The following is a 21,980-nucleotide window of genomic DNA, read 5'->3' on the forward strand; positions in this document are numbered from 1 at the left end:
GAAAATTCCATGTTTGCAAGAAAAATGTTGCTATTCATGTTTACCATAGGGAATATTTATAAAAATAGAACGGGAGTAAAAACTACACATGTGGAGGGAACGCGGTGACAAAAAAAATATTTATGATGATGACGTTATTAGGGGTACCACTATCAATAATAGGAACTTTATTGCACTGGTCAAATCTGCTTCTTTTTGCGATATACTGTCTCACGATTATTGCTCTATCCAGTTATATGGGGCGTGCAACAGAAAGTCTTTCGATCATTGCGGGGCCGAGGATTGGAGGGCTTCTTAATGCCACGTTTGGCAATGCCGTAGAATTGATTATTGCCATTTTTTCCTTAAAGGCGGGCTTAAACGGGGTGGTGCTTGCTTCGTTAACGGGATCTGTATTAGGAAACATGCTTCTTGTAGCAGGATTATCATTTTTTGTAGGAGGATTAAAATACAAGCGGCAAAGGTTCAATGTGTATGATGCCAGGCACAATTCCGGACTATTAATGTTTGCTGTATTGATAGCCTTTGTTATTCCTGAAGTTTTTTCTATTGAGATGCGAGGGGACGAAACACTTTCATTAAGTGTGGGCATATCGGTTACCTTGATTATTTTGTATCTTGCTGCGCTTTTCTTTAAATTGGTTACTCATCGCGGAGTATATCAATCTTCAAACGAACTTTCTGAACATGAGGAGGAAGAGCCTGAATGGGGGAAAGGCCGGGCTATTTTTGTGTTGGCCCTTGCTACCCTTGCTGTTGCGTACATATCAGAACATCTCGTGCACACCTTTGAGTTCGTAGCCAAATCCTTCGGCTGGTCCGAACTATTTATTGGTGTAATTATCGTGGCTATAGTCGGAAATGCAGCTGAACACGCATCCGCTGTGTTAATGGCTCACAAAAATAAAATGGACGTAGCTGTCGAAATCGCCATCGGCTCCACCCTGCAAGTCGCAATGTTCGTACTTCCAGCCCTAGTCCTAATCTCACTATTCTTTGAAAAATCAATGCCTCTGCTATTCACCTGGCAAGAACTAGCAGCCATGGCATCATCCGTCCTCCTCATGGTCGTCATCTCCAACGACGGCGAATCCAACTGGTTCGAAGGCCTCACCCTCATCGCCGCCTATGTCATCATGGGGATTGGATTCTATCTGCTATAAGATGATTACTTTAGGGTGTCAGGCACCATGTGAAAAATTCACAATGGTGTCAGGCACCAGCCAAACAACATCTCAGAAAAAAGCCAAAATAAAGACTCTAAGCTGAGGGCTTAGAGTCTCCTTTTTTCATTCGTCTTCATTAAATGTACTTTTTGAAACGTTTTCATTTTAAGGGTTATAAATCAATCGCTTTACTTTGGGACCATCGATCACCAACCTTCATGTTTAATTAATTAGAAAGAAAAACACGAGTGTTGAATGTCATATATGTGTGAATCCCAACCTCCTTAAGTATTCGATAAAATGGTTAGCAGATTGATTGCGGCCCTCCTTTTTAAAAGGTTAAGTTTATTATAAGTTATAATTTAAATTTTGTAAATGTTCTGATTATTACATTTTTGTTACTTATTAACTGTTTTTAAAACCGTTTATGAGGGAAAAAAGGGATCTTAAAGAAATTTATTGTTAATAATGGATAATATTTATGAACTCCGAAAAAACTACTATCAGACTTATATATGTTTTACAGAAAGGAGTAAACCCCGTGAAGAAAATTATATTTGCCCTTTTGGCCTTCTTATTAATGGCTGGATCCTTACAGGCAGTGAACGCCGCACATAAAGCTCCTGTGAAAAATGAACCGGTAAAATATCAAATACCTTCATCCGTTCGTAATATTTCGAAGGAGAATACGTATCCAAACTCTACACAGGATTTGCCGCAGCTTCAACCAAGCGATCTAACAAAAAAGCTGATTAACTCATCAAAAGTGAAAATTGAAAATCTAGATCTTATCCGCATGCTAAATGAATCGAGCATTAACAGCTCACCTTTTGCTATCGGGTACCGAGCCATTATTTACTTAGGGCAATGGCCATTGAACTATGAATCAACTGAAACATCACCAAACTGGGAGTATCAAAAAATTAATACCAATTATTTTGATAACCGAGGCGGAAAGGTCCCATACCAGATTAAATATGTTCAAGAAACGCAAAAAGTTATCAGAGGCGGACTAACTGCGAAAATTCCGAATGCCGAAGATGTGAAGAAAATGATGCTGTTAAAAGCTATGCAAAAAACACATCTTCCATTGTCATTTGAAACCATCATAGGCGCTGGAACAAAAAATGACCATTTTTATAATATTCCCCCTAACCGTCTGGGCTATCTCTATGCCTATGCACCTGGAGTCAGTGAAAAAGGAAAAGTCACTTACGGCGAAGTGTATCTCATGTTAAAAGGAAACCGTAAATTTATTGTTGTAAAAAATGTAACTTCACAAGGAATCGGGGCATGGATTCCTGTTCAGGATTACGTGTCATTTGGATTTATGGCATCAGAACGGCCGCGTTAACCAAAAATAAAAGGCTCCCACCGCGAGGAGTCTTTTATTTTACAACATTGTAAAATTGAATCAATTTCTGTAGGATGAATAGTAGATGAAAGGAGAGGGCAACCAATGGGCAATCCGACTTACGACAAAAATTCGCAGGTGGACTTTTTAAAACATCGTTTAAATATGTTTCTTGATCTGCTCGATGCAATTGACCCGGAAGATACCGAACTAGATGATATCGACCGTTTAATCACGATTATCGATGAATTGGAATCAAAATGCAAGGAGTTCAATAACCGCGAAATGAGTGAGTCTGTTTAATAGCAGGCTCTTTTTTTATGGCTATGCTAAAGACATTGTTGATATTTAAACACTGCTCATTTCCGCTCCAGGCAAGGCCGCGAACCGCCCGTGGCTGGAGCGGAAATCAACGGCAATCGGTGGAAAAATAACTCTAGCCGGCAACTTTTGATACTGACAAATATAAACGTCAGCGATTTAATAGGGTTGCCCGAATTTAATTGACTCATTATCTCTTCTAAATCAAGTTAAATTTATACCGTTTGCTTTTTGATTGTTCCGTTCTTAAAGTATTCCGGTTCAGGATTCCTTAAATAAAACCGATTGTTTAATTTTAAGAGGGATATAGATTAAACTCCATTCTCATCTGAATAGTAGAACAAAAGTTGCGACGCTTTCCACATATGGATAAAATTGTATAAATGAGGGTTTTTATTTCCAATAGAAAAAGAACATTAATTATATAAAAGTATTACAGGAAAGGCGATATTTTTGATGCAAAAAACTATTTTACTTGTTGAAGACGACCAGGATATTAGTAATATGATAAAAACCTATTTGAATAACGAGGCCTTTAATGTCAAATGTGTATTTGACGGAGAGGAAGCAAGGATTGCCTTTAAGAATGCCCATTATGATTTGGTTTTGTTAGATTTAATGTTGCCAAAGTTAAATGGTATGGACTTTCTACAATTGGTGAGGACTAATAGTTTTATTCCTGTAATTATTATGTCAGCAAAAGATAGTGAAGGGGATAAAGCGTTAGGGCTTGGTTTAGGAGCAGATGATTATATCACTAAACCATTTTCAATGGTCGAACTTGCTGCAAGAGTGAAAGCGGCCATCAGAAGAGCCACACAGTACATAGCTACTCCAATAGAACGAAATACATCAATAATCAAAGTACATGAGATTGAATTGGACACGGAGAATCATCGTGTGACAAAGAAAGGGATTGAGATCAACTTAACATCAAAGGAATGGAAGATTCTTTGTTTGTTATTTGAAAATCAAAAGAAAGTATTTACAAAAGAACAGATTTATCGATCGGTCTGGAGTGACGATTATTTTGGTGATGAAAATATTATTAATGTACACATCAGCCGACTGAGAGAAAAAATCGAGGATACTCCATCGAAACCCTCTTATATTAAAACAATATGGGGAATCGGGTATAAGCTGGGAGAATTTTAAGTGATTACTATATTAAGTTTTGTCATAATTGCCCTCCTCATTTGTATAATTTATCAAAATCAATCAAATAAGAGAAGAAACACGAATCTTGGCTATATAACTAATAAACTTGAACAGATGAGAGCCTCCCAATTAAGTGGGAGAATTCTCATCGTAACAGATGATAAAGCCCTCATTGAAATGCTAAATATGTTAAATCAAGTTATTGATGATTATCAAGAAAATGTACGTCAGTATAAAAAAGCGAAAGCCTCGATAAAACGTATGTTGACTAATGTCTCTCATGATCTTAAAACGCCGCTTACAGTAATCTCAGGCTATATTGAAATGCTTCAAAACCAACCGAAAATTAATGAACAAGAAAGAGTGCGTTTGCTGCAACAAGTACATAGTAAAACATTAGAACTTATTACATTAATGAATACATTTTTTGACTTGGCTAAGTTAGAATCCGGCGATAAAGATATTCCACTTGAAAAAGTTAATTTAACTGAGGTCTGTAAGAACAATATTCTATTGTTTTATGAATGGATCCAAATTAAAGGATTAGAAGTAGTCATTGAGATACCAGAAAAGCCCGTTTTTGCTCTCGGTAATGAAGGAGCAATAAACCGTGTTTTAAATAACCTGATTTCAAATGGTCTTCGCTATGGTGCTGATGGCAAGATGATCGGTTTAAAGGTGTTTTATGATGAGACAAGGGTCTATGTCGAAGTTTTCGATAAAGGAAAAGGAATTAATGAAACCGAACAAGAACGTGTATTTGAACGTATGTACACACTTGAAGAATCGAGAAATAAGGCCTTCCAGGGCAGTGGTCTAGGTTTAACTATTACAAAAAGACTGGTTGAAGAAATGCAAGGAGACATTTCAGTACAATCCATACCGTTTGAAAAAACATCTTTTACATTTTCATTGAAACGTTTTAACAAGTAGCTCACTTTTTTCTTAAGATTTTCGTAAGAATTTAGACAGAAAAAAGCAAAGGTCGCTTGATAGAATGAAAACAGTTAGAAAACGAGGAGGGTCAGCATGAACTATGTTGTACAGACAAGAAATTTAACAAAAACTTTCCAAGGTCATGATGTTGTGTCACATGTAACGATGAATATTAGACAAGGTGAGATTTACGGATTTCTTGGACCGAATGGTGCGGGTAAGTCAACAATAATGAAGATGCTAACCAATTTGATTAAGCCTTCATATGGCGAAATCTCAATCTTCGGAAAGCCGCTCAAACATGACTCTTTCGATTACTTGAAGAGAATAGGCAGTATGATCGAATACCCCATTTTTTATGAGAAAAAGACTGCGCTGAAAAATTTAGAACTGCATTGTGCTTATATGGGATACCATAGCAAGCAGGCGATTCGTGATGCTTTAGATCGGGTAGGTCTTGAAAATGTTGAGAATAAGCTTCCAAAGGACTTTTCACTAGGAATGAGACAACGTCTTAGTGTCGCCAGAGCGATTATCACAAAGCCGGAATTCTTAATCCTCGATGAGCCCATCAATGGACTGGATCCTGCTGGGATTAAGGATATGAGAAAATTATTCAAAATGCTTAATCAAGAATATGGTATGACTCTATTAATTTCCAGCCACATCATTGGTGAAATTGAGCAGATTGCAGACACGATCGGTGTCATTAAAGGCGGAAAGCTGATTGAAGAGGCTTCAATGGCTACGATAAAGGCGAGAAATACAGAATATATAGAAGTGGTGACCACCAGCCAAAGAAAAGCGGCTATGGTACTGCATAATAAATTAGGTATTAATAACTTTAAGGTGGTTGATGATAAAACCATTCGCATCTATGCCACAGAAGTGCCTCAATCGGCCATTTCTAAGACATTAATATTGGAAGATATCAATATTGAGTCTATTGATAAAAGACAAACCACATTGGAAGAGTATTTTATAAAAAAAGTTGAGTTAGACCAGGTTGTGAGTTAACTTTTGAACGAAGAGAATAGGTATCAATGAAGTAACATATTAAAAGTCAAGGAGCCGATCATTTTGTTTCATTTAATAAGACTTGAATCAAAAAAGACTAATTTAGGATGGTTCGTCAAAGGTGCTATTCTTGCAAATATTTTCATTCTGGGTTTTTTATGTATAATTCCTGCGATTGAAGAAAGTGATGGCGGGGAAATGTTAAAAGATGTGACAGGATTTTTTACGATAAGTGGTGCATGTGTTAGAGGGGTTTTTATAGTTTTTGCAGCTGTACTTATTTCAAAAATGATTATTGATGAGTTTAAGAATCGTACGGTCCTCATCATGTTTTCCTATCCAATCAATCGTAAAAAAATCCTCAGTGCAAAATTGATTCTTATCGTTTGGATGACTTTCATTGCAATGACCATTTCACATACATTGGTGATTAGTGGTTTTATTGGATTGAATCATATCTTTCATTTGACTCCTGCAATGAATTTAACTTTAAGTGATTTTTTAGCGGAGTTAATAAAAGTAATCATGTTTGGCTTTACGAGCTCAGTTGCAGCACTAATCCCGCTATATTTTGGAATGAGAAAATATTCGACGCCGGCAACGATCATTTCTTCACTTTTAATCGTTAGTGTGACATGCCAATCAATTGGTCCGAATTTCTCATTAGCCAATATTATTTATATACCGCTTGCCTTGGCAATAATTGCTCTGGGTATTGTTGTGTTAGCAATTCGGAATATTAACCACATTGATTTAGATTAAGTGCTGGTTATTCTTTGTCTTAGCTTGATGGGCATGAGGAGAAGTCAAAGGTTTGTAAATGTGATGCTCTACCCTTTGTGTAAAAAAATAAGCAAAGTTTAGCTCAATTAAATTTTCGATAACCCGTCAAGAAATGGCGGGTTATTTAAATAGAATTTCATGTGGACAACAAATTTTTATTTGGAGATTTTTTGGTTTAAAGAAACTTTTTTAGAGAAGTGAAATATTATGAAAATAAAGGGAGTCGACAAGAATGGATCCATCTAAACGAATTAAGAACAAAATCTTATTAAATTCCTATCTATGTAAAATGTTAGGGATTATTACCGACCAAGAATATCATACAATTTTAAACAAAATCAGTTCTCACGAATATTATTTATAGATGCATGAGACGTAAAGGAGAATGTAGTTATAAAATCTACTGTTAAAATAAGGAAATGTTTCCTTTGCGAAAGTATATCCCAACATGCAAATTGATATTGTTAAAGATAGGGGTGAAGAAATTGAGCATAATTAAAGTTACGATTTATTTATGGTCAGTTTTTTGGGCTTATTGGATGTTATTAGCAATATCTACTCGTAAGAAAGTAAAAAAAGAATATAGCGGTCAAGAACGAACACAAAGAATCGTACATTTGATTTTTGTAATCATCTCTTTTGTTATAACTTTCTTTCGAGTTAATTTTATAGACAAGATCATCATCCCATCTAATTATGCATTTGATAGCTTAGGGGGAGTGATATTACTCTTATCACTTTCTCTTGCTGTTTGGGCGAGGATTATATTAGGCAGAAATTGGAGTGGAGCCATTCAAAAAGTCGAAAACCAACGACTAATTCGGAACGGACCCTACAAACATATAAGACACCCCATTTATACAGGAATTGTTTGTGGTTTTTGCGGTACATTTTTAATATTTGGAACTCTTGCTTCTTTTATAGGATTTCTCATTATTTTATTCTCATATATCGCTAAAATAAAAATCGAAGAGAATTTCTTAGTTACGGAATTTGGAGACGAATATAGAGAATATATGAAACAATCTTGGGCATTAGTTCCTTTTATATTTTAGAATGAATATAGTCTAAAAAGGCAAGTTTGTGAGTTTTTGTACTTGTTAGTCCTTTTTTAATTTTGTGTATCAAAAAGCCTCATATTCCAGAAAAATGGCGTGCCAAAACTGATGTTAGTTTACACGTCATTTTAATTTCTAAAAGGGCATGAAAGTACATATGGAAAAGGAAAATACTGACATGTATTCGGTTGCAACCTTACCCTTTAATTCTAGTGCTCATAGGAGTATAATAAAAAACGGCAAATAGTAATAAAATTTAAAAATAGAGAATTGTGTGAACATCGGGAAAGGGGAACTTGAAAGTGAATATTGCAAAATTTGAAGAAAGCATGTACCAGTTGATCGTGGAAACTTCAACAAAGCTTCCAAAAGACGTTCGCCGCGCCGTAAAAGCAGCGAAAGAAAAAGAAAATGCTGGCACAAGAGCAGCCATGAGTCTTGCCACGATCACAAACAATATCAAAATGGCTGACGATCAAGTATCGCCAATCTGCCAGGATACTGGTTTACCTACCTTTAAAATTAAAACACCAGTGGGAGTTAACCAAATCGAATTAAAAGCAGCGATTAAAAATGCCATCGTTCAAGCAACAAAAGATGGAAAATTGCGTCCTAATGCGGTTGATTCATTGACTGGCAAAAACAGCGGCGACAACCTTGGTGACGGTCTGCCTGTTGTGAAGTTTGAACAATGGGAAAAAGACTATATTGATGTTCGCTTAATTTTAAAAGGAGGCGGCTGCGAAAACAAAAATATTCAATACAGCCTGCCATGTGAATTAGATGGACTAGGACGTGCTGGCCGTGATCTAGATGGGATTCGCAAATGTATTATGCACTCTGTCTACCAAGCTCAAGGACAAGGCTGCAGCGCTGGTTTTATAGGAGTAGGAATCGGAGGAGATCGTTCTTCAGGCTACGACTTAGCAAAAGAACAATTATTCCGTTCGGTTGAAGATGTAAACCCAAATGGAGATCTGCGCAAGTTAGAAGAATATGTGATGGAAAATGCCAATAAGCTCGGGATCGGAACCATGGGCTTTGGCGGCGAAGCTACTTTATTAGGCTGTAAAATAGGCGTTATGCACCGTATTCCAGCCAGCTTCTATGTATCTGTAGCTTACAATTGCTGGGCCTTCCGCCGTATGGGAGTTGCAGTAGATGCTGAATCAGGCGAAATCCGCGAATGGGCATACCAAGATGGTGAGTTCATTGATTTTGCGGAGGAAACAGAGGCAGAGCGCGAAACAGCTGCAGCTCGTTCTGAAGATGTCATCACATTGCAAGCACCAATTACAGAAGAACAAATTCGTACGCTGAAGGTTGGAGACGTAGTAGAGATCACTGGCAAGATGTACACTGGCCGTGATGCGATTCATAAGTATTTAACGGATCATGACGCTCCTGTTGATTTAAATGGACAAGTCATTTACCATTGTGGCCCTGTCATGCTGAAGGATGAAGACGGCGTGTGGCATGTAAAAGCTGCCGGCCCGACAACAAGTATCCGTGAGGAGCCTTATCAAGGCGATATTATGAAAAAATTTGGTATCCGCGCCGTGATCGGTAAAGGCGGTATGGGTCCGACAACCTTGGCAGCTTTAAAAGAGCACGGCGGTGTTTATTTGAACGCCATTGGCGGTGCTGCTCAATACTATGCTGATTGTATCAAAGGCGTTGAAGGTGTAGATTTGATGGAGTTTGGAATTCCAGAAGCTATGTGGCACCTTCGTGTCGAAGGTTTCCGAGCCGTTGTTACAATGGACTCCCACGGCAACAGTCTGCATGCTGATGTGGACAAATCTTCTTTGGAGAAATTGGCACAGTTTAAGGAACCAGTTTTTAAATAGGATGTTTTTTGGTAGGCTCTCTGCAAAATGGGGGCCTATCTTTTTTTGGTAAACACGATCTTTAAATTTGTAAAATGTTCTCTTTGAAATAAAAAAGGTTCTTTGAAATATAGGATGTCCTTCATTCTGTGAGTAGAATCATTTCCTTTATCCTCCAATTATGTTTTCCCTAAAAAAACAAACACTATAAAAAGTAAAAAAATAGGGGGAATATGGATGAAAAGAATTTGCTGCATTCTTGGTTTACTGCTTTTGGCGATTCCTCAAATTACATACGGAGCCATTTCCAATCAAACCATTCATTGGGGTTTTAAGAGAGCAGTCAACGAGCAGCCAGTAGAAGCGGGAGCGATGTATGATCAATTGCTTGCAAAGTATGGCGCATTTTATAAAGGAGATCCCAGTACCAAAAGCATATCACTTACCTTCGATAGTGGGTATGAAAACGGGAATATGCCAAAAATTCTTGCGGCTTTAAAAAAGGAAAAGGTAAAAGCCACCTTTTTTGTTACGGGTCATTTTTTAGAATCGCAGCCTGACCTGGCAAAACAAATAGTAAAAGAAGGTCATATAATCGGGAATCACTCTTGGTTCCATCCTGATTTTACAACTGTAAGTGATGAAAGAATTCGTGAGGAACTTGAAAAAGTAAAAGTCAGAACAAAGGAAATTACTGGTCAGAAAACGATGAAATATTTGCGCCCGCCTCGTGGAACCTTTAGTGAAAGAACATTGCAAATTGCAAAAGAAGAGGGTTATACTCATGTATTTTGGTCGCTAGCCTACGTTGATTGGAATATTAATCAGCAAAGAGGCTGGCAATATGCATATGACAACATTATGAAGCAAGTTCATCCTGGCTGCATAATGCTTTTACATTCCGTTTCTAAAGATAATGCAGATGCTCTTGAAAAAGCGATACATGATTTAAAAAAGCGCGGATATAAATTTAAAAGCCTCGATGACATAAAGAAAGCTTAAGCCGAATTTCCAACGAAATTCGGTTTTTTCCTGTTTCATGCTATAATACGGAGAAAAAAGGATGGGACCTTTTTCGTGTGGCAAGAAACAATTCACTTTGATGGAACATATAATTTTGACAGTGTTTTAGCAAGACATGCCACGGATCCATTGAAACAATTAGTTTTGGAAAGCCGTTCGATCCGCGTGCCAGTTATAATAGGAACAAGTTCGCATGCTGTTGAAGTAACAGCAATAGGAACGGTGGACAAACCGGAATTTATTATAAAAGGAAAAAATGAAGTGGATAAGCAAGCGATCATCCAAAGAACTGCTGAGATTTTTCAATGGAATGTATCTCTTAGAAAAATTCAGAACCACTTTCAACAGACAGACTTAAAAGAAATATTTCAGCAATTTGCCGGAACACCGCTCATTCTTGATTTCGATCTGTTTGGCTGTTTGGTGAAATGTATTATACACCAGCAAATTAATATGACTTTTGCCTATACGCTCACAGATCGGTTTGTTAAAACATATGGATACGAGATGGATGGGGTGTGGTTTTACCCGCAGCCAGAAACAGTTGCGAAAATGACAGTTGAACAGTTACGCGATCTGCAATTTAGCAGCAGAAAAGCGGAATATGTGATAGATATTGCCAAGGAAATTGTCGAAAACGGTTTAGACCTCGGTGCGTTGAAAAACAAAGCAGATGAAGAAATTTTTCAAAGACTGACCAAAATTCGCGGTGTCGGCAAATGGACAGTGGAAAATTTCCTACTGTTCGGGTTGGGTCGGCCCAACCTGTTTCCTGTGGCAGACATTGGCATTCAAAACGGCGTGAAAAAGCTGTATAACCTTGTAAGCAAGCCGACAAATGAAGAAATGGAACGTTATAAACAAGCCTGGGAGCCTTATTTAAGCTATGCTTCCATGTATTTATGGAGAAGTTTGGAGTGACCCTGATGAAAACAGAACAAAGTATTAAGATCCAACCGGAACAGACCTTCCCCCTAACGATTAAACGGCTAGGAATCAATGGGGAAGGGGTCGGTTATTTTAAAAAGCAAGTTGTTTTTGTACCCGGTGCGCTTCCCGGAGAAGAAGTGGTGGTGGAAGCAACAAAAATTCACCCGAAATTTGCCGAGGCAAAAATAAAAAAAATCCGCAGCCAATCACCATACCGTGTCAAGCCGCTCTGTCCGGTATATGAAAAATGCGGAGGATGTCAGCTGCAGCATTTACAATATGATCAGCAGCTTAAAGAAAAACGCGATATGGTCATCCAGGCATTGGAACGTCATACCAAACTGCGGATAGAACAGTTAGATATCCGCGAAACGATTGGGATGGGGAATCCATGGAGTTACCGAAACAAAAGCAGTTTTCAAGTTAGTCAGAAAGACGGCAAAGTGCTGGCTGGACTTTATGGAATGAATTCTCACCATCTCATAAATATTGATCAATGCGCAGTCCAACACTCGCAAACGAACGAAGCAACTGCAAAAGTGAAACAGATTTTAGAGGAACTGCAAATCTCCATTTATAATGAAAAAACAAGAAAAGGCATTGTACGGACGATCGTGACTCGTGTCGGTGTTGAAACAGGAGAGCTGCAGGTTGTCTTGATCACAGCACAAAAAGACCTGCCAAAACAGCAGCTGATTATCGAGGAAATTCAAAAGCGGCTTCCTAATGTTAAATCGATTGTGCAAAACATTAACGGTGAAAAAACATCGCTCATTTTTGGAGAAGAAACCGTGAAGCTCGCCGGCGAGGAATTTATTCAAGAAACATTAGGGGACTTGCAATTTGAGCTTTCAGCCCGGACCTTTTTCCAACTGAATCCAACCCAAACCGTAAAGCTTTATAATGAAGTAAAAACAGCAGCAGGGCTTACCGGCAAGGAAAAAATAGTGGATGCTTATTGCGGTGTTGGCACGATCGGTTTGTGGATGGCGGACCAGGCGGCAGAAGTCCGAGGAATGGACATAATCCCTGAGTCCATTGAGGATGCCAAGAAAAACGCCAAACGTCACGGTTTTACCAATACGAAATATGTCCCAGGAAAAGCAGAAGAGATCCTGCCTAAATGGGTCAAAAAGGGCTGGAATCCAGACGTCATCGTCGTCGATCCACCAAGAACCGGCCTCGACCGTAATCTCATCCAGACAATTTTACAGGTTAAACCGGAAAAACTAATCTATGTCTCATGCAATCCGTCTACTTTGGCTAAAGACATTCAAGATTTAAGTTCGAAATATGAAGTCAGATATATTCAGCCGGTGGATATGTTTCCTCATACCGCACATGTGGAGTGCTGCGTGTTGCTAAAATTACGTTAAATAATAGCAGATGGTAGGGAGAATCTAAAAAAGATTCTCGCTGTGCCGTCTGCTTTAATTTCAATTCGGTCTATTAAACGATGCAATAACTGAGGTGTTAAAGTTTCAAATTTCTTGATTCTTGTAATTTCTCTTTTTAATTTATCCAATTGCTTGTTGTTATTTTTAGTTAAAAGCTTTTGAGATAAATCGGCTTTGGGTATTAAATAATATGTTTCCGCTCTCTTCGCACGACGAATGTTTCTCGGATATGATTTTAAAAGAAGAAGCAGGAACCAAGTATGGGATTTCCTGCTTCTATTCAATTTTGGTACCACAAACTAGGAGTTACTCCCTAAATGGAGAAACTCCTTTTTTCCATCTAGTTTTATTTTAGAATTTATACTTTAATTTTTCTTATTCAAAACTACTTTCATTTATCTCAAATCAATACCATTCAAAGACCGTACTTGTGTTTACTTTTAAGCTTTACTTAGTCAGAGTGTTCCACTATAAGCAATAAGTGCTGTCAAACGTATTCTAATCTTCGAAAAACAATAGTTTTTTTATTTTAAAATAATAATTTCTAATTTTTCTAAATTATTCTAATATTCATATTGTAAATCGGTAAAATAACACATATAATCAAAAATGAGCATAAAACATCAAATTTATTCAAAAGCGAGCTAAAACGGTCAAATTTCGCATTTCATATGAATTGGAGGGAAACGATTTTGTGTATGGTATAGAAAGAAAGTCGGCCATATTAGAGTTATTAAATAAGAATGCTAGAGTGGATGTACAAGAATTAAGTCAGCACTTCGACTTGTCTGAATCAACAATTCGTAGGGACTTAAAGGAACTAGAGGAAGCCCAATTGTTAAAAAGAACGCATGGTGGGGCTGTATTGTTCAAAAGTGTGACCTTCGAACCGACTTACATTGAGAAAGAAGTGCAGTTTCAAAAAGAGAAAAGGGCTATTGCAAAGGAAGCGGCAAAGCTTATTGAGAACGGTGAAAGTATTTTGCTCGATTCGGGTACGACATCTTATTATCTTGCTCAAGAACTAAGAAACTTTTCGAGCTTACAGGTGGTTACCAATTCAATATTATGTGCCAACGAATTAAAGGATGTATCTGGAATTGAAGTCTTATTATGTGGTGGTTCTCTGCGTTCAGAAACACTAGCGTTGGTAGGTCCTTTGGCTGAATTCAGCTTCAATCAAATTTGTGTAGACAAATCGTTTATTGCTACGAATGGCGTTGATGTAGAAAATGGGTTAACCACCCCAAATTTAATTGAGGCATCAACGAAAAAGAAGATGATTGATTGTGCGGAAAAGGTTATTCTCATTACTGATCATAGCAAAATAGGTCAAGTAAGCTTTGCGAAGTTTGCGGATATTCATGAGATAAATTATTTAATAACCGATAGTGCTGCACAAAAAACCGTACTTAACAGAATTGAGGAATCAGGAATTTCTGTTCGCGTAGTCTGACTTTTCCCCAAAGGTAAGGGATCTAATATCAGATAAGAGCAAAAAATGAAGGCGCTTAAATGAAAGCGGTATAAAAAATATCCGCATCTTTTTTAGGAGGTGATGCTTACATAGTTGTAAAAATAATAGAAGAGATTTCAATCGTTTTAATTAACTTGTTCCTTGGGGGAGAAAAAAGAAAGAATCACTAAAAAAGGTTACGATTCAGGGCAACCACGACCAAATGGAAAAAAGCCCAAAATCATAACCCTGCCTGAGTATATCTAAAATTAATACTAATTTTAGCACTCATTTTTATACTACGGTATTACAGATTTTTTTACAAGGATTGTGTTTTGCTAGAAGTATCTATTACTTTACAAAACTATATTTTAGGAGGAATTACAAACTATGAAAAAATTTAAAATTTTTAACATAGTATTATTAATTTTAACTCTATGCTTTTTAGGTGCATGCAGCAATAATGAAAGCGTTTCTAAAACTAGTAAAACAGATGGCAAGTCTAATACTGAAAAAAAGCTAAAGATTGGTTTAACAGTTCCAAATTTAAGCAATCCATACTTTGTAGCGATGTCTAAAGGGGCTAAAGAGGTTGCTTCTAAGTATAATGCTGATGTAACGACTGTAAGTGCGGATCAAGATCTTTCTAAACAAACTGCACAAATTGAAGACTTTATCACAAAAAAAGTTGATTTAATATTATTATGCCCATTTGATTCTGCTGGTATTGCCGGGGCAGTTAGTGAGGCAAAGGCAGCTGGTATTCCGGTTGTTGCTCTTGATGGATTTGCAGAAGGTGGCATTGACACAGTGGTTATGTCTGATAACGTCCAAGCAGGTAAATTAGCCGCGGAGTACCTTGTAAAGAAACTTAATGGAAAAGGTAATATTGCTATCATTGATGGACCTCCTGTTTCAGCAGTAACAGACCGAATTAAAGGTTTTAACGAAGTAATTAAAAAATACCCAGATATCAAGGTTGTTGCTAAACAAAATGGTGAGGGTAATCGTGAAAAGGGTCTTAACGTAATGGAAGGTATACTAACAGCAAATAAGAAAATCGATGCAGTATTTTCAATAAATGATGAAGAGGCTGTTGGAGTACAAATTGCTCAACAACAAGCTAATAGACAAAATGAATTCTTTGTCGTAAGTGTCGACGGTGCGCCTTCTGCAATTGATGCTATGAAAAAAGGCGGAAGCATTGCTGGTACGTCTGCCCAATTCCCGAATCAAATGGTTATTGATGGAGTTGCCTCAGCATTAAAAATCATTGATGGTAAAAAAGTTGACTCAAAAATCCTTATTCCAACTAAATTTATCACTAAAGATAATGTTGATTCTTATAAAGGCTGGTAATTAATTTTCCCTCTAGTGAATGTAAAATATGGTGCTCTTTCAAGAGCACTATATTTTTATCCTAGTCAAATAGGGCTTAAAAAGAGACTTAGGGAGTGGCACTAATGGCAGTATTTCAAGTACAAGAACACATAAATAGCCGTCTACCAGAGAATCAGTTACCCGTCCTTAGGATGAAGGCGGTTACGAAGAGATTTTCCGGTGTCAAGGTGTTGGATAACGTTAATATCGAACTCTATAAAGGGGAAGTTCATGCCTTGATGGGGGAGAATGGCGCAGGAAAATCTACTTTAATGAAGATCATGGCTGGAGTGTATCAGCCTGATGGAGGAACGATTGAGTATAAAAGTCAACAAGTACATTGGAATAATCCAATGGAAGCAAGAAATAAAGGGATCAGTGTTATTCATCAAGAAATAAGTCTTTCACCAAATTTGTCCATTGGTGAGAATATTTTGATGGGGACAACATTTAAGAAAAATAGGCTGGGCTTAATAAAATGGAATGATATTTATGAAAATGCTGCCCATGTTTTAAAATCCATAGGATCTTCCTTGGATCCTCGGGCGGATGTTTCCACCTTAAGTGTGGCCCAACAACAAATGGTAGAAATTGCTCGTGCTTTATCACTTAATTCTGAGATTTTAATTATGGATGAACCGACGGCATCTCTGACAGATAAAGAAATAGAAAAGCTTTTTGGCATCATTGAAGAATTAAGAAGGAAAGGCGTAGCTATAGTTTATATCTCCCATCGAATGGATGAGATTTTTAAAATTTCAAATCGCTTTACAGTGCTTAGAGACGGTCAATGGGTAAAAAGTGGACCAATTTCGGATACAAATCCCGAGAATCTAGTAAAACTTATGGTAGGAAGAGAGTTAAATGAACTATTTGTAAGAGAAAGAAACGAAAGTGTTGTTAGGTCTGAACACAAACCTGTCCTTGAGTTAAAAAATGTCTCTGACAAGAAGGTTGTAAAGGGGATATCGCTGAAAATCTATCCTGGTGAAATTGTTGGCTTAGCAGGCCTTGTCGGTGCGGGTCGGACTGAGTTGATAAGAACAATCTTTGGACTATCCGAACTGTCTGAGGGCCAAATAATTCTGAATGGCCAGCAGGTACATATAAAAAATCCTGTTGACGCAATAAAACTTGGCATTGCTCATGTTCCTGAGAGCAGGAAGGAACAAGGGTTATTACCAAATTTATCTGTAAAAGAAAATATACTGATGGCACAATTGCCAACCTATCGTAAATTTAAACTATTGCAGTATAAGCAAATGAATCGTGATGCGGATCATTTAATTAAAGAACTTGGAATAAGACTGGCATCAAAGGAACAAAATGTTATGGGCCTTAGCGGAGGAAATCAACAAAAGGTTGTTATTGCTAAATGGTTATCTATTGGTCCTAAAATATTGCTGCTTGACGAACCGACCCGTGGTGTAGACATTGGTGCAAAGACCGAGATTCATAAAATCATAAGTGAATTGGCAAAACAAGGGCTTGCTGTATTGATGATATCTTCTGAATTACCAGAAATATTAGGAGTTAGTGATCGGATTTTAGTGATTCATGAGGGAAAACTCAGAGCTGAACTATCTCGTGATGAAGCTACACAAGAAAAAATTATGTACTATGCTACAGGAGAGGGTAAACAATGAATTCAAACTTACAAATGTCAAGTCCATCCGTAGTTTCATTCAAACAACGGTCAAAACAGATTTTTAATCAGCTGGGCATGGTAATAATTCTTGCCTTATTAATCATAGTTATGACTATTGTTGCACCGAATTTTACGGACTCAAGTAATATCCTAAACGTACTAAAGCAGAGTTCAATCACTGCTATTCTGGCAGCTGGGATGACTGTAGTTATATTAACAGGAGGCATTGATTTATCTGTAGGCTCAACCCTTGCATTGAGCGGTGTTATATCTGTATTACTATCAAATGCCGGAACCCCTCCAGTTATCGCTATGTTAGCAGGAGTTGCTGTAGGATATGTTGCTGGAGCTATTAATGGATTTTTAACAGCTGTACCTAAGTTGCCTTCCTTTATTGTGACGCTTGGAAGTATGACCTACCTGAGGGGGATTGCTTATGTTATAACCGGCGGATATCCTGTAGTTTTGGCATCAAAGCAGTTCAAGTTCATTGGAGCAGGTGAAATTCTAGGAATTCCTACTCCTATTTACGTGATGGCAATTGTTTATATCGTCATGATAATCGTTTTAAAGTATACGATGTTTGGGAGACATGTTTATGCTATTGGCGGTAATGAAGAAGCTGCTCATCTTACAGGGATTAAAGTTAATCGCACACTGATTCATGTTTATTCTATCAGTGGCTTATTGGCCGGTGTTAGTGGCGTTGTGATGGCTGGCCGTTTGTTCTCGGGGCAGCCCATGGTAGGAATAGGATTTGAGCTGGATGCGATAGCAGCTGTCGTACTAGGTGGTACTAGTTTTGTAGGGGGACGTGGCCGTATACAGGCAACTATCATTGGGGTTTTGATTGTGGCTGTGTTAACCAATGGAATGACTTTACTTAACGTGAATTATTACTGGCAACAAGTTGTAAAAGGGATCGTAATTGTTATTGCCGTCCTTCTTGATAAATTACGAAGCAGATCTTAAATAAGTTCCTTTCAAATAAAAAGCCAGAAGAGTAGTCTTCTGGCTTAATAAATTCTAAAATTTAGGAGAGGTTCAAATGTATGATGTAACAGCTCTTGGAGAGTTATTAATTGATTTTACTCCTTATAACTCTTCACATCCTAGCAAAGTTGTCTTTGAAAGAAATCCTGGTGGTGCCCCGGCCAATGTATTAGCGGGATTAACCAAATTAGGCAAGAAGACTTGTTTCATTGGTAAGGTAGGAGATGATCAATTCGGGCATTATTTAAAGCAAGTTTTATTAGATACAAACATATGCTGCGAAGGATTATCCTTTACCCAAAAGGCAAATACTACGCTGGCATTTGTTCATTTAGATGAAAATGGTGAACGCTCTTTCAGCTTTTATCGAAATCCCGGTGCGGATACCATGTTAACAGAAGATGACATTAATGAAAATATCATAGCTCAAACCAAAATTTTTCATTTTGGATCTCTTTCCCTCACGAATGAACCAGCTGCCACTACCACTCTAAAGACTATCCAAGTAGCAAAAGAACAAGGGAAAGTTGTTTCCTATGATCCTAATTTAAGGCCTTTGCTTTGGAAGAATCTAGAGCATGCAAAGAAAATGATTAAAGAGGGATTGAAATATGCAAACATTGTAAAGCTTTCGGAGGAAGAGTTGGAATTCATTACTGGAATGACAGATTTAGAAAAAGGAACAAGACAACTGGTTGAACAGTATAACACAGAACTTATATTTGTCACTTTAGGAGTAGAAGGCTGTTTTTATCGAAAAGGGGAGAACATAGGGGAAATTAAATCCTTCAAAGTGAATCCAGTTGATACAACAGGTGCGGGAGATGGATTCTTTAGTGGCGTTTTATATAAATATTTAGAAAAAAATAAACCTATTGCTGATTTAAATATCGATGATATGAAAGAAATTACTATTTTCGGAAATGCTGTTGGAGCAATTGTGACAACTAGGAAAGGTGCAATATTAAGCATGCCGTGCATGGAAGAAGTTATGAAACTAATGAATAATCAAAAGTAGTAACTGTTTTACATGCTGCCTTTTATCCAACTTTTTGATTGGCTATGTCGGTGCAAAAACTATAACTAAGATAGCCCATTCTAGGGAAAGAGCTGCTTGTAACCCACCAACATCTATATTGTATTGCCAATTACAGTCCACGCATGTGGAAGCTGTTGTAAAGTTAATATTAAAATAGATAAAAGCTCATTCTCACTTTAGTTTGTATGAGCTTTTTGAAGAAATCTAAGTATATTTTTATTGAAAATTTTTTGGTTGGCTTATAAAAAGGGATACCCAAGAGAACTATTATTCATTGGGTATCCCTTAATCTTTATCTAAAACACCTTCGTAGTCCAATCCTCACAATTCCAAATATCAGTCGCAATTTCACGATAGAAATCAGGTTCGTGGGATACCATTAAGATGCTTCCGCGATATGCCTTTAAAGCGCGCTTCAATTCTTCTTTTGCGTCCACATCCAAGTGATTGGTAGGTTCGTCTAGAATTAATAAATTTGTTTCTGTGTTGATAATTTTACACAATCGAACTTTGGCTTTTTCGCCACCAGAAAGAACTTCAACTTTACTTTCAATATGTTTCGTCGTTAATCCACATTTTGCAAGAGCGGCACGGACTTCAGCCTGATTCATACTTGGGAACTCGCTCCAAATCTCTTCAATACAAGTATTGTAGTTGGACTGTTTCACTTCCTGCTCGAAGTAGCCGATGTGTTGATACTCACCACGTTCCACTTTACCGGAAATAGGATTAATCAACCCGAGGATACTTTTTAAAAGAGTAGACTTACCAATACCGTTTGCACCCACGAATGCAATTTTTTGTCCGCGCTCCATTTTCAAATTCAAAGGGCGGGAAAGGGGTTCATTGTAACCAATAACAAGATCTTCAGTCGTGAAAATCCAACGACTAGCTGCACGAGCTTCCTTGAAAATAAACTCTGGTTTCGGCTTCTCTTTCCCCAATTCAATCATTTCCATTTTGTCGAGCTTCTTTTGACGAGACATCGCCATATTACGAGTTGCAACACTTGCCTTGTTACGAGCAACGAAGTCCTTCAAGTCCGCAATTTCCTGTTGTTGACGCTTGTAGGCAGACTCTAGCTGTTGCTTCTTCATTTCATATATTTTTAAGAAGTTATCATAGTCACCAACATAGCGATTCAACTCTTGGTTTTCCATGTGATAGATCAAGTTAACAACATTGTTCAAGAATGGAATATCATGTGAAATCAAGATAAATGCATTCTCATATTCCTGTAAATAGCGTTTCAACCATTCGATATGCTGTTCATCCAAATAGTTTGTGGGCTCGTCTAGTAATAGGATTTCAGGCTTTTCCAGCAAAAGTTTAGCTAGCAACACTTTCGTACGCTGCCCACCGCTAAGATCATCTACATCTCGATCGAGTCCAACATCGTCTAATCCTAGACCACGAGCAACTTCCTCAACTTTTGCATTAATTCGATAGAAATCATTACTATCTAAAGTTTCTTGGAGCTCTCCAACTTCTGCAAGTAATGCATCGATATCTGCACCCTCATCACCCATTTTTGCGTAAAGTTCATTAATCTCTGATTCAGCATCAAAAAGATATTGAAAAGCAGAACTCAAAGCGTCACGCATCGTAGTACCTTTTTGAAGTACAGCGTGCTGATCTAAATAACCCACACGAACTTTTCGTGACCACTCCACTTTCCCCTCATCGGGTTGCAACTTCCCAGTAACAATATTCATGAAGGTAGACTTACCCTCACCATTTGCCCCAACTAGTCCAACGTGCTCTCCTTTTAAAAGTCGAAAAGACACATTATTAAAAATCGCACGATCACCGAAACCGTGACTTAAATTTTGTACGTTTAATACGCTCATTTTTTAACCCCTTATCTAATATCACATGTGGATATCTTACTAGATTTTGGCTGCTTTTTCTATCTTGAAGTTATTTTTTGTGATGAAAATTGAAGTTGCCCTATCTTAATAAAATAATATTTACTTGGGCTTATATCAATAGGGTAAGATTCTATTATACAACCATACCTAGAAGGAAGATATGAGTTATTCCCAAGTGGGAATAAATATAGAAAAAATGAAAGAATTGGTTGAGTTCTAAACTGAATTTTTTAAAAACAAGTGTAAACTCATCATTGTGGCTAGTAAGATGCAACATATGGTCTAAAAGGAAGTGCTACTCCTTAGAAAATTAATGGTGAACAACTTGTTACTCCATTAACAGGTGATTTTTTTAAACCATTTGGTATATTAAATATTGAATTATAGAAAAGAAGTTGATATAGAATAAATCTATACCATCTGCTTTTTAATAAAAATACCATTCAGGAGCGATTTTCGTTAAAATAGACATTGCCGATTTTCACCATAGTTTTGCACAAATTATAAATGTCCAAATGTACCTGTGTTTGATAATAAGTGATTATGCATGATTTACGTGTAAAAGAAGTGGAACATGGGGCTTCATATTTTTTGAAGGTGTATCCATAGTGAGAGGATTTG

The 21,980-nt window shown here is 37.4% G+C and carries 20 protein-coding genes; 18 read left to right on the forward strand and 2 right to left on the reverse strand.

The features are described 5' to 3' along the window. Positions 1–122 precede the first annotated feature (122 nt). The 13 genes from cax (at position 123) to rlmD (ending at position 12,951) form a co-directional block, all read left to right on the forward strand. The gene (gene cax / locus HPT25_RS12075; RefSeq protein ID WP_217269925.1) at positions 123–1,163 is read left to right on the forward strand and encodes a calcium/proton exchanger; all 1,041 of its coding nucleotides are present in this window, start codon (positions 123–125) and stop codon (positions 1,161–1,163) included. A gap of 544 nt (positions 1,164–1,707) precedes the next feature. After that, a complete protein-coding gene (locus tag HPT25_RS12080; protein WP_312857283.1) occupies positions 1,708–2,520 on the forward strand; it encodes a YfkD famly protein in 813 nt (270 codons plus the stop codon). 105 nt (positions 2,521–2,625) lie between these two features. Next, the gene (locus HPT25_RS12085; RefSeq protein ID WP_173064241.1) at positions 2,626–2,823 is read left to right on the forward strand and encodes an SE1561 family protein; all 198 of its coding nucleotides are present in this window, start codon (positions 2,626–2,628) and stop codon (positions 2,821–2,823) included. 474 nt (positions 2,824–3,297) lie between these two features. Further along, on the forward strand, positions 3,298–3,996 hold the full coding sequence (locus HPT25_RS12090; protein WP_173064244.1) for a response regulator transcription factor: 699 nt from the start codon (positions 3,298–3,300) through the stop codon (positions 3,994–3,996). Next, the gene (locus HPT25_RS12095) at positions 3,997–4,932 is read left to right on the forward strand and encodes a sensor histidine kinase (protein WP_173064247.1); all 936 of its coding nucleotides are present in this window, start codon (positions 3,997–3,999) and stop codon (positions 4,930–4,932) included. Between the two features lie 96 nt (positions 4,933–5,028). Then, on the forward strand, positions 5,029–5,952 hold the full coding sequence (locus HPT25_RS12100; protein ID WP_173064250.1) for an ABC transporter ATP-binding protein: 924 nt from the start codon (positions 5,029–5,031) through the stop codon (positions 5,950–5,952). Positions 5,953–6,015: 63 nt separating this feature from the next. After that, positions 6,016–6,714, forward strand: a complete 699-nt coding sequence (locus HPT25_RS12105; protein ID WP_173064252.1) for an ABC transporter permease — start codon at positions 6,016–6,018, stop codon at positions 6,712–6,714. Positions 6,715–6,967: 253 nt separating this feature from the next. Next, a complete protein-coding gene (locus HPT25_RS29035; protein ID WP_281368184.1) occupies positions 6,968–7,099 on the forward strand; it encodes a hypothetical protein in 132 nt (43 codons plus the stop codon). A gap of 121 nt (positions 7,100–7,220) precedes the next feature. Further along, a complete protein-coding gene (locus HPT25_RS12110; RefSeq protein WP_173064257.1) occupies positions 7,221–7,790 on the forward strand; it encodes a methyltransferase family protein in 570 nt (189 codons plus the stop codon). Between the two features lie 305 nt (positions 7,791–8,095). Next, the gene (locus HPT25_RS12115; protein WP_312857284.1) at positions 8,096–9,643 is read left to right on the forward strand and encodes a fumarate hydratase; all 1,548 of its coding nucleotides are present in this window, start codon (positions 8,096–8,098) and stop codon (positions 9,641–9,643) included. A gap of 216 nt (positions 9,644–9,859) precedes the next feature. Next, positions 9,860–10,624: a delta-lactam-biosynthetic de-N-acetylase gene (pdaA, locus tag HPT25_RS12120; RefSeq protein WP_173064260.1), complete on the forward strand. Its 765-nt coding sequence runs from the start codon at positions 9,860–9,862 to the stop codon at positions 10,622–10,624. 75 nt (positions 10,625–10,699) lie between these two features. Then, a complete protein-coding gene (locus HPT25_RS12125) occupies positions 10,700–11,566 on the forward strand; it encodes a DNA-3-methyladenine glycosylase family protein (protein ID WP_173064262.1) in 867 nt (288 codons plus the stop codon). Positions 11,567–11,571: 5 nt separating this feature from the next. Beyond that, positions 11,572–12,951, forward strand: a complete 1,380-nt coding sequence (gene rlmD, locus HPT25_RS12130) for a 23S rRNA (uracil(1939)-C(5))-methyltransferase RlmD (RefSeq protein ID WP_173064265.1) — start codon at positions 11,572–11,574, stop codon at positions 12,949–12,951. On the opposite strand, the gene HPT25_RS12135 is transcribed toward rlmD, so the two are convergent. Further along, complete coding sequence (locus HPT25_RS12135) at positions 12,948–13,268, reverse strand: DUF4368 domain-containing protein (protein WP_173064268.1); 321 nt, start codon at positions 13,266–13,268, stop codon at positions 12,948–12,950. The two genes, rlmD and HPT25_RS12135, sit on opposite strands and share 4 nt — an antisense overlap. A gap of 398 nt (positions 13,269–13,666) precedes the next feature. Here HPT25_RS12135 and HPT25_RS12140 point away from each other — a divergent pair, with 398 nt between their 5' ends. From HPT25_RS12140 to HPT25_RS12160, 5 genes are all read left to right on the forward strand, one after another. Continuing rightward, positions 13,667–14,428 carry a DeoR/GlpR family DNA-binding transcription regulator gene (locus HPT25_RS12140; protein ID WP_173064271.1) on the forward strand — a complete coding sequence of 254 codons (762 nt, stop codon included), beginning with the start codon at positions 13,667–13,669 and terminating at the stop codon, positions 14,426–14,428. 390 nt (positions 14,429–14,818) lie between these two features. Next, positions 14,819–15,787, forward strand: coding sequence for an ABC transporter substrate-binding protein (locus HPT25_RS12145; protein ID WP_173064274.1), 969 nt, complete (start codon positions 14,819–14,821; stop codon positions 15,785–15,787). A 104-nt stretch (positions 15,788–15,891) separates the two neighbouring features. Continuing rightward, entirely contained in the window at positions 15,892–17,454 is a 1,563-nt protein-coding gene (locus tag HPT25_RS12150) for a sugar ABC transporter ATP-binding protein (protein ID WP_173064277.1), read from the forward strand. Then, positions 17,451–18,428 (forward strand): ABC transporter permease, encoded by a 978-nt coding sequence (locus tag HPT25_RS12155; RefSeq protein ID WP_173064280.1) that lies wholly within the window; start codon positions 17,451–17,453, stop codon positions 18,426–18,428. Before HPT25_RS12150 ends, HPT25_RS12155 begins: the two co-directional genes overlap by 4 nt. 76 nt (positions 18,429–18,504) lie before the next feature. Further along, positions 18,505–19,467 carry a carbohydrate kinase family protein gene (locus tag HPT25_RS12160; protein ID WP_173064282.1) on the forward strand — a complete coding sequence of 321 codons (963 nt, stop codon included), beginning with the start codon at positions 18,505–18,507 and terminating at the stop codon, positions 19,465–19,467. Between the two features lie 317 nt (positions 19,468–19,784). Here HPT25_RS12160 and HPT25_RS12165 read toward each other — a convergent pair whose 3' ends face one another. Then, positions 19,785–21,338, reverse strand: a complete 1,554-nt coding sequence (locus tag HPT25_RS12165) for an ABC-F family ATP-binding cassette domain-containing protein (RefSeq protein WP_173064284.1) — start codon at positions 21,336–21,338, stop codon at positions 19,785–19,787. Between the last annotated feature and the right edge of the window lie 642 nt (positions 21,339–21,980).

The organism is Neobacillus endophyticus, from assembly GCF_013248975.1.
In the GTDB taxonomy this organism is placed as follows: domain Bacteria; phylum Bacillota; class Bacilli; order Bacillales; family Cytobacillaceae; genus Neobacillus; species Neobacillus endophyticus.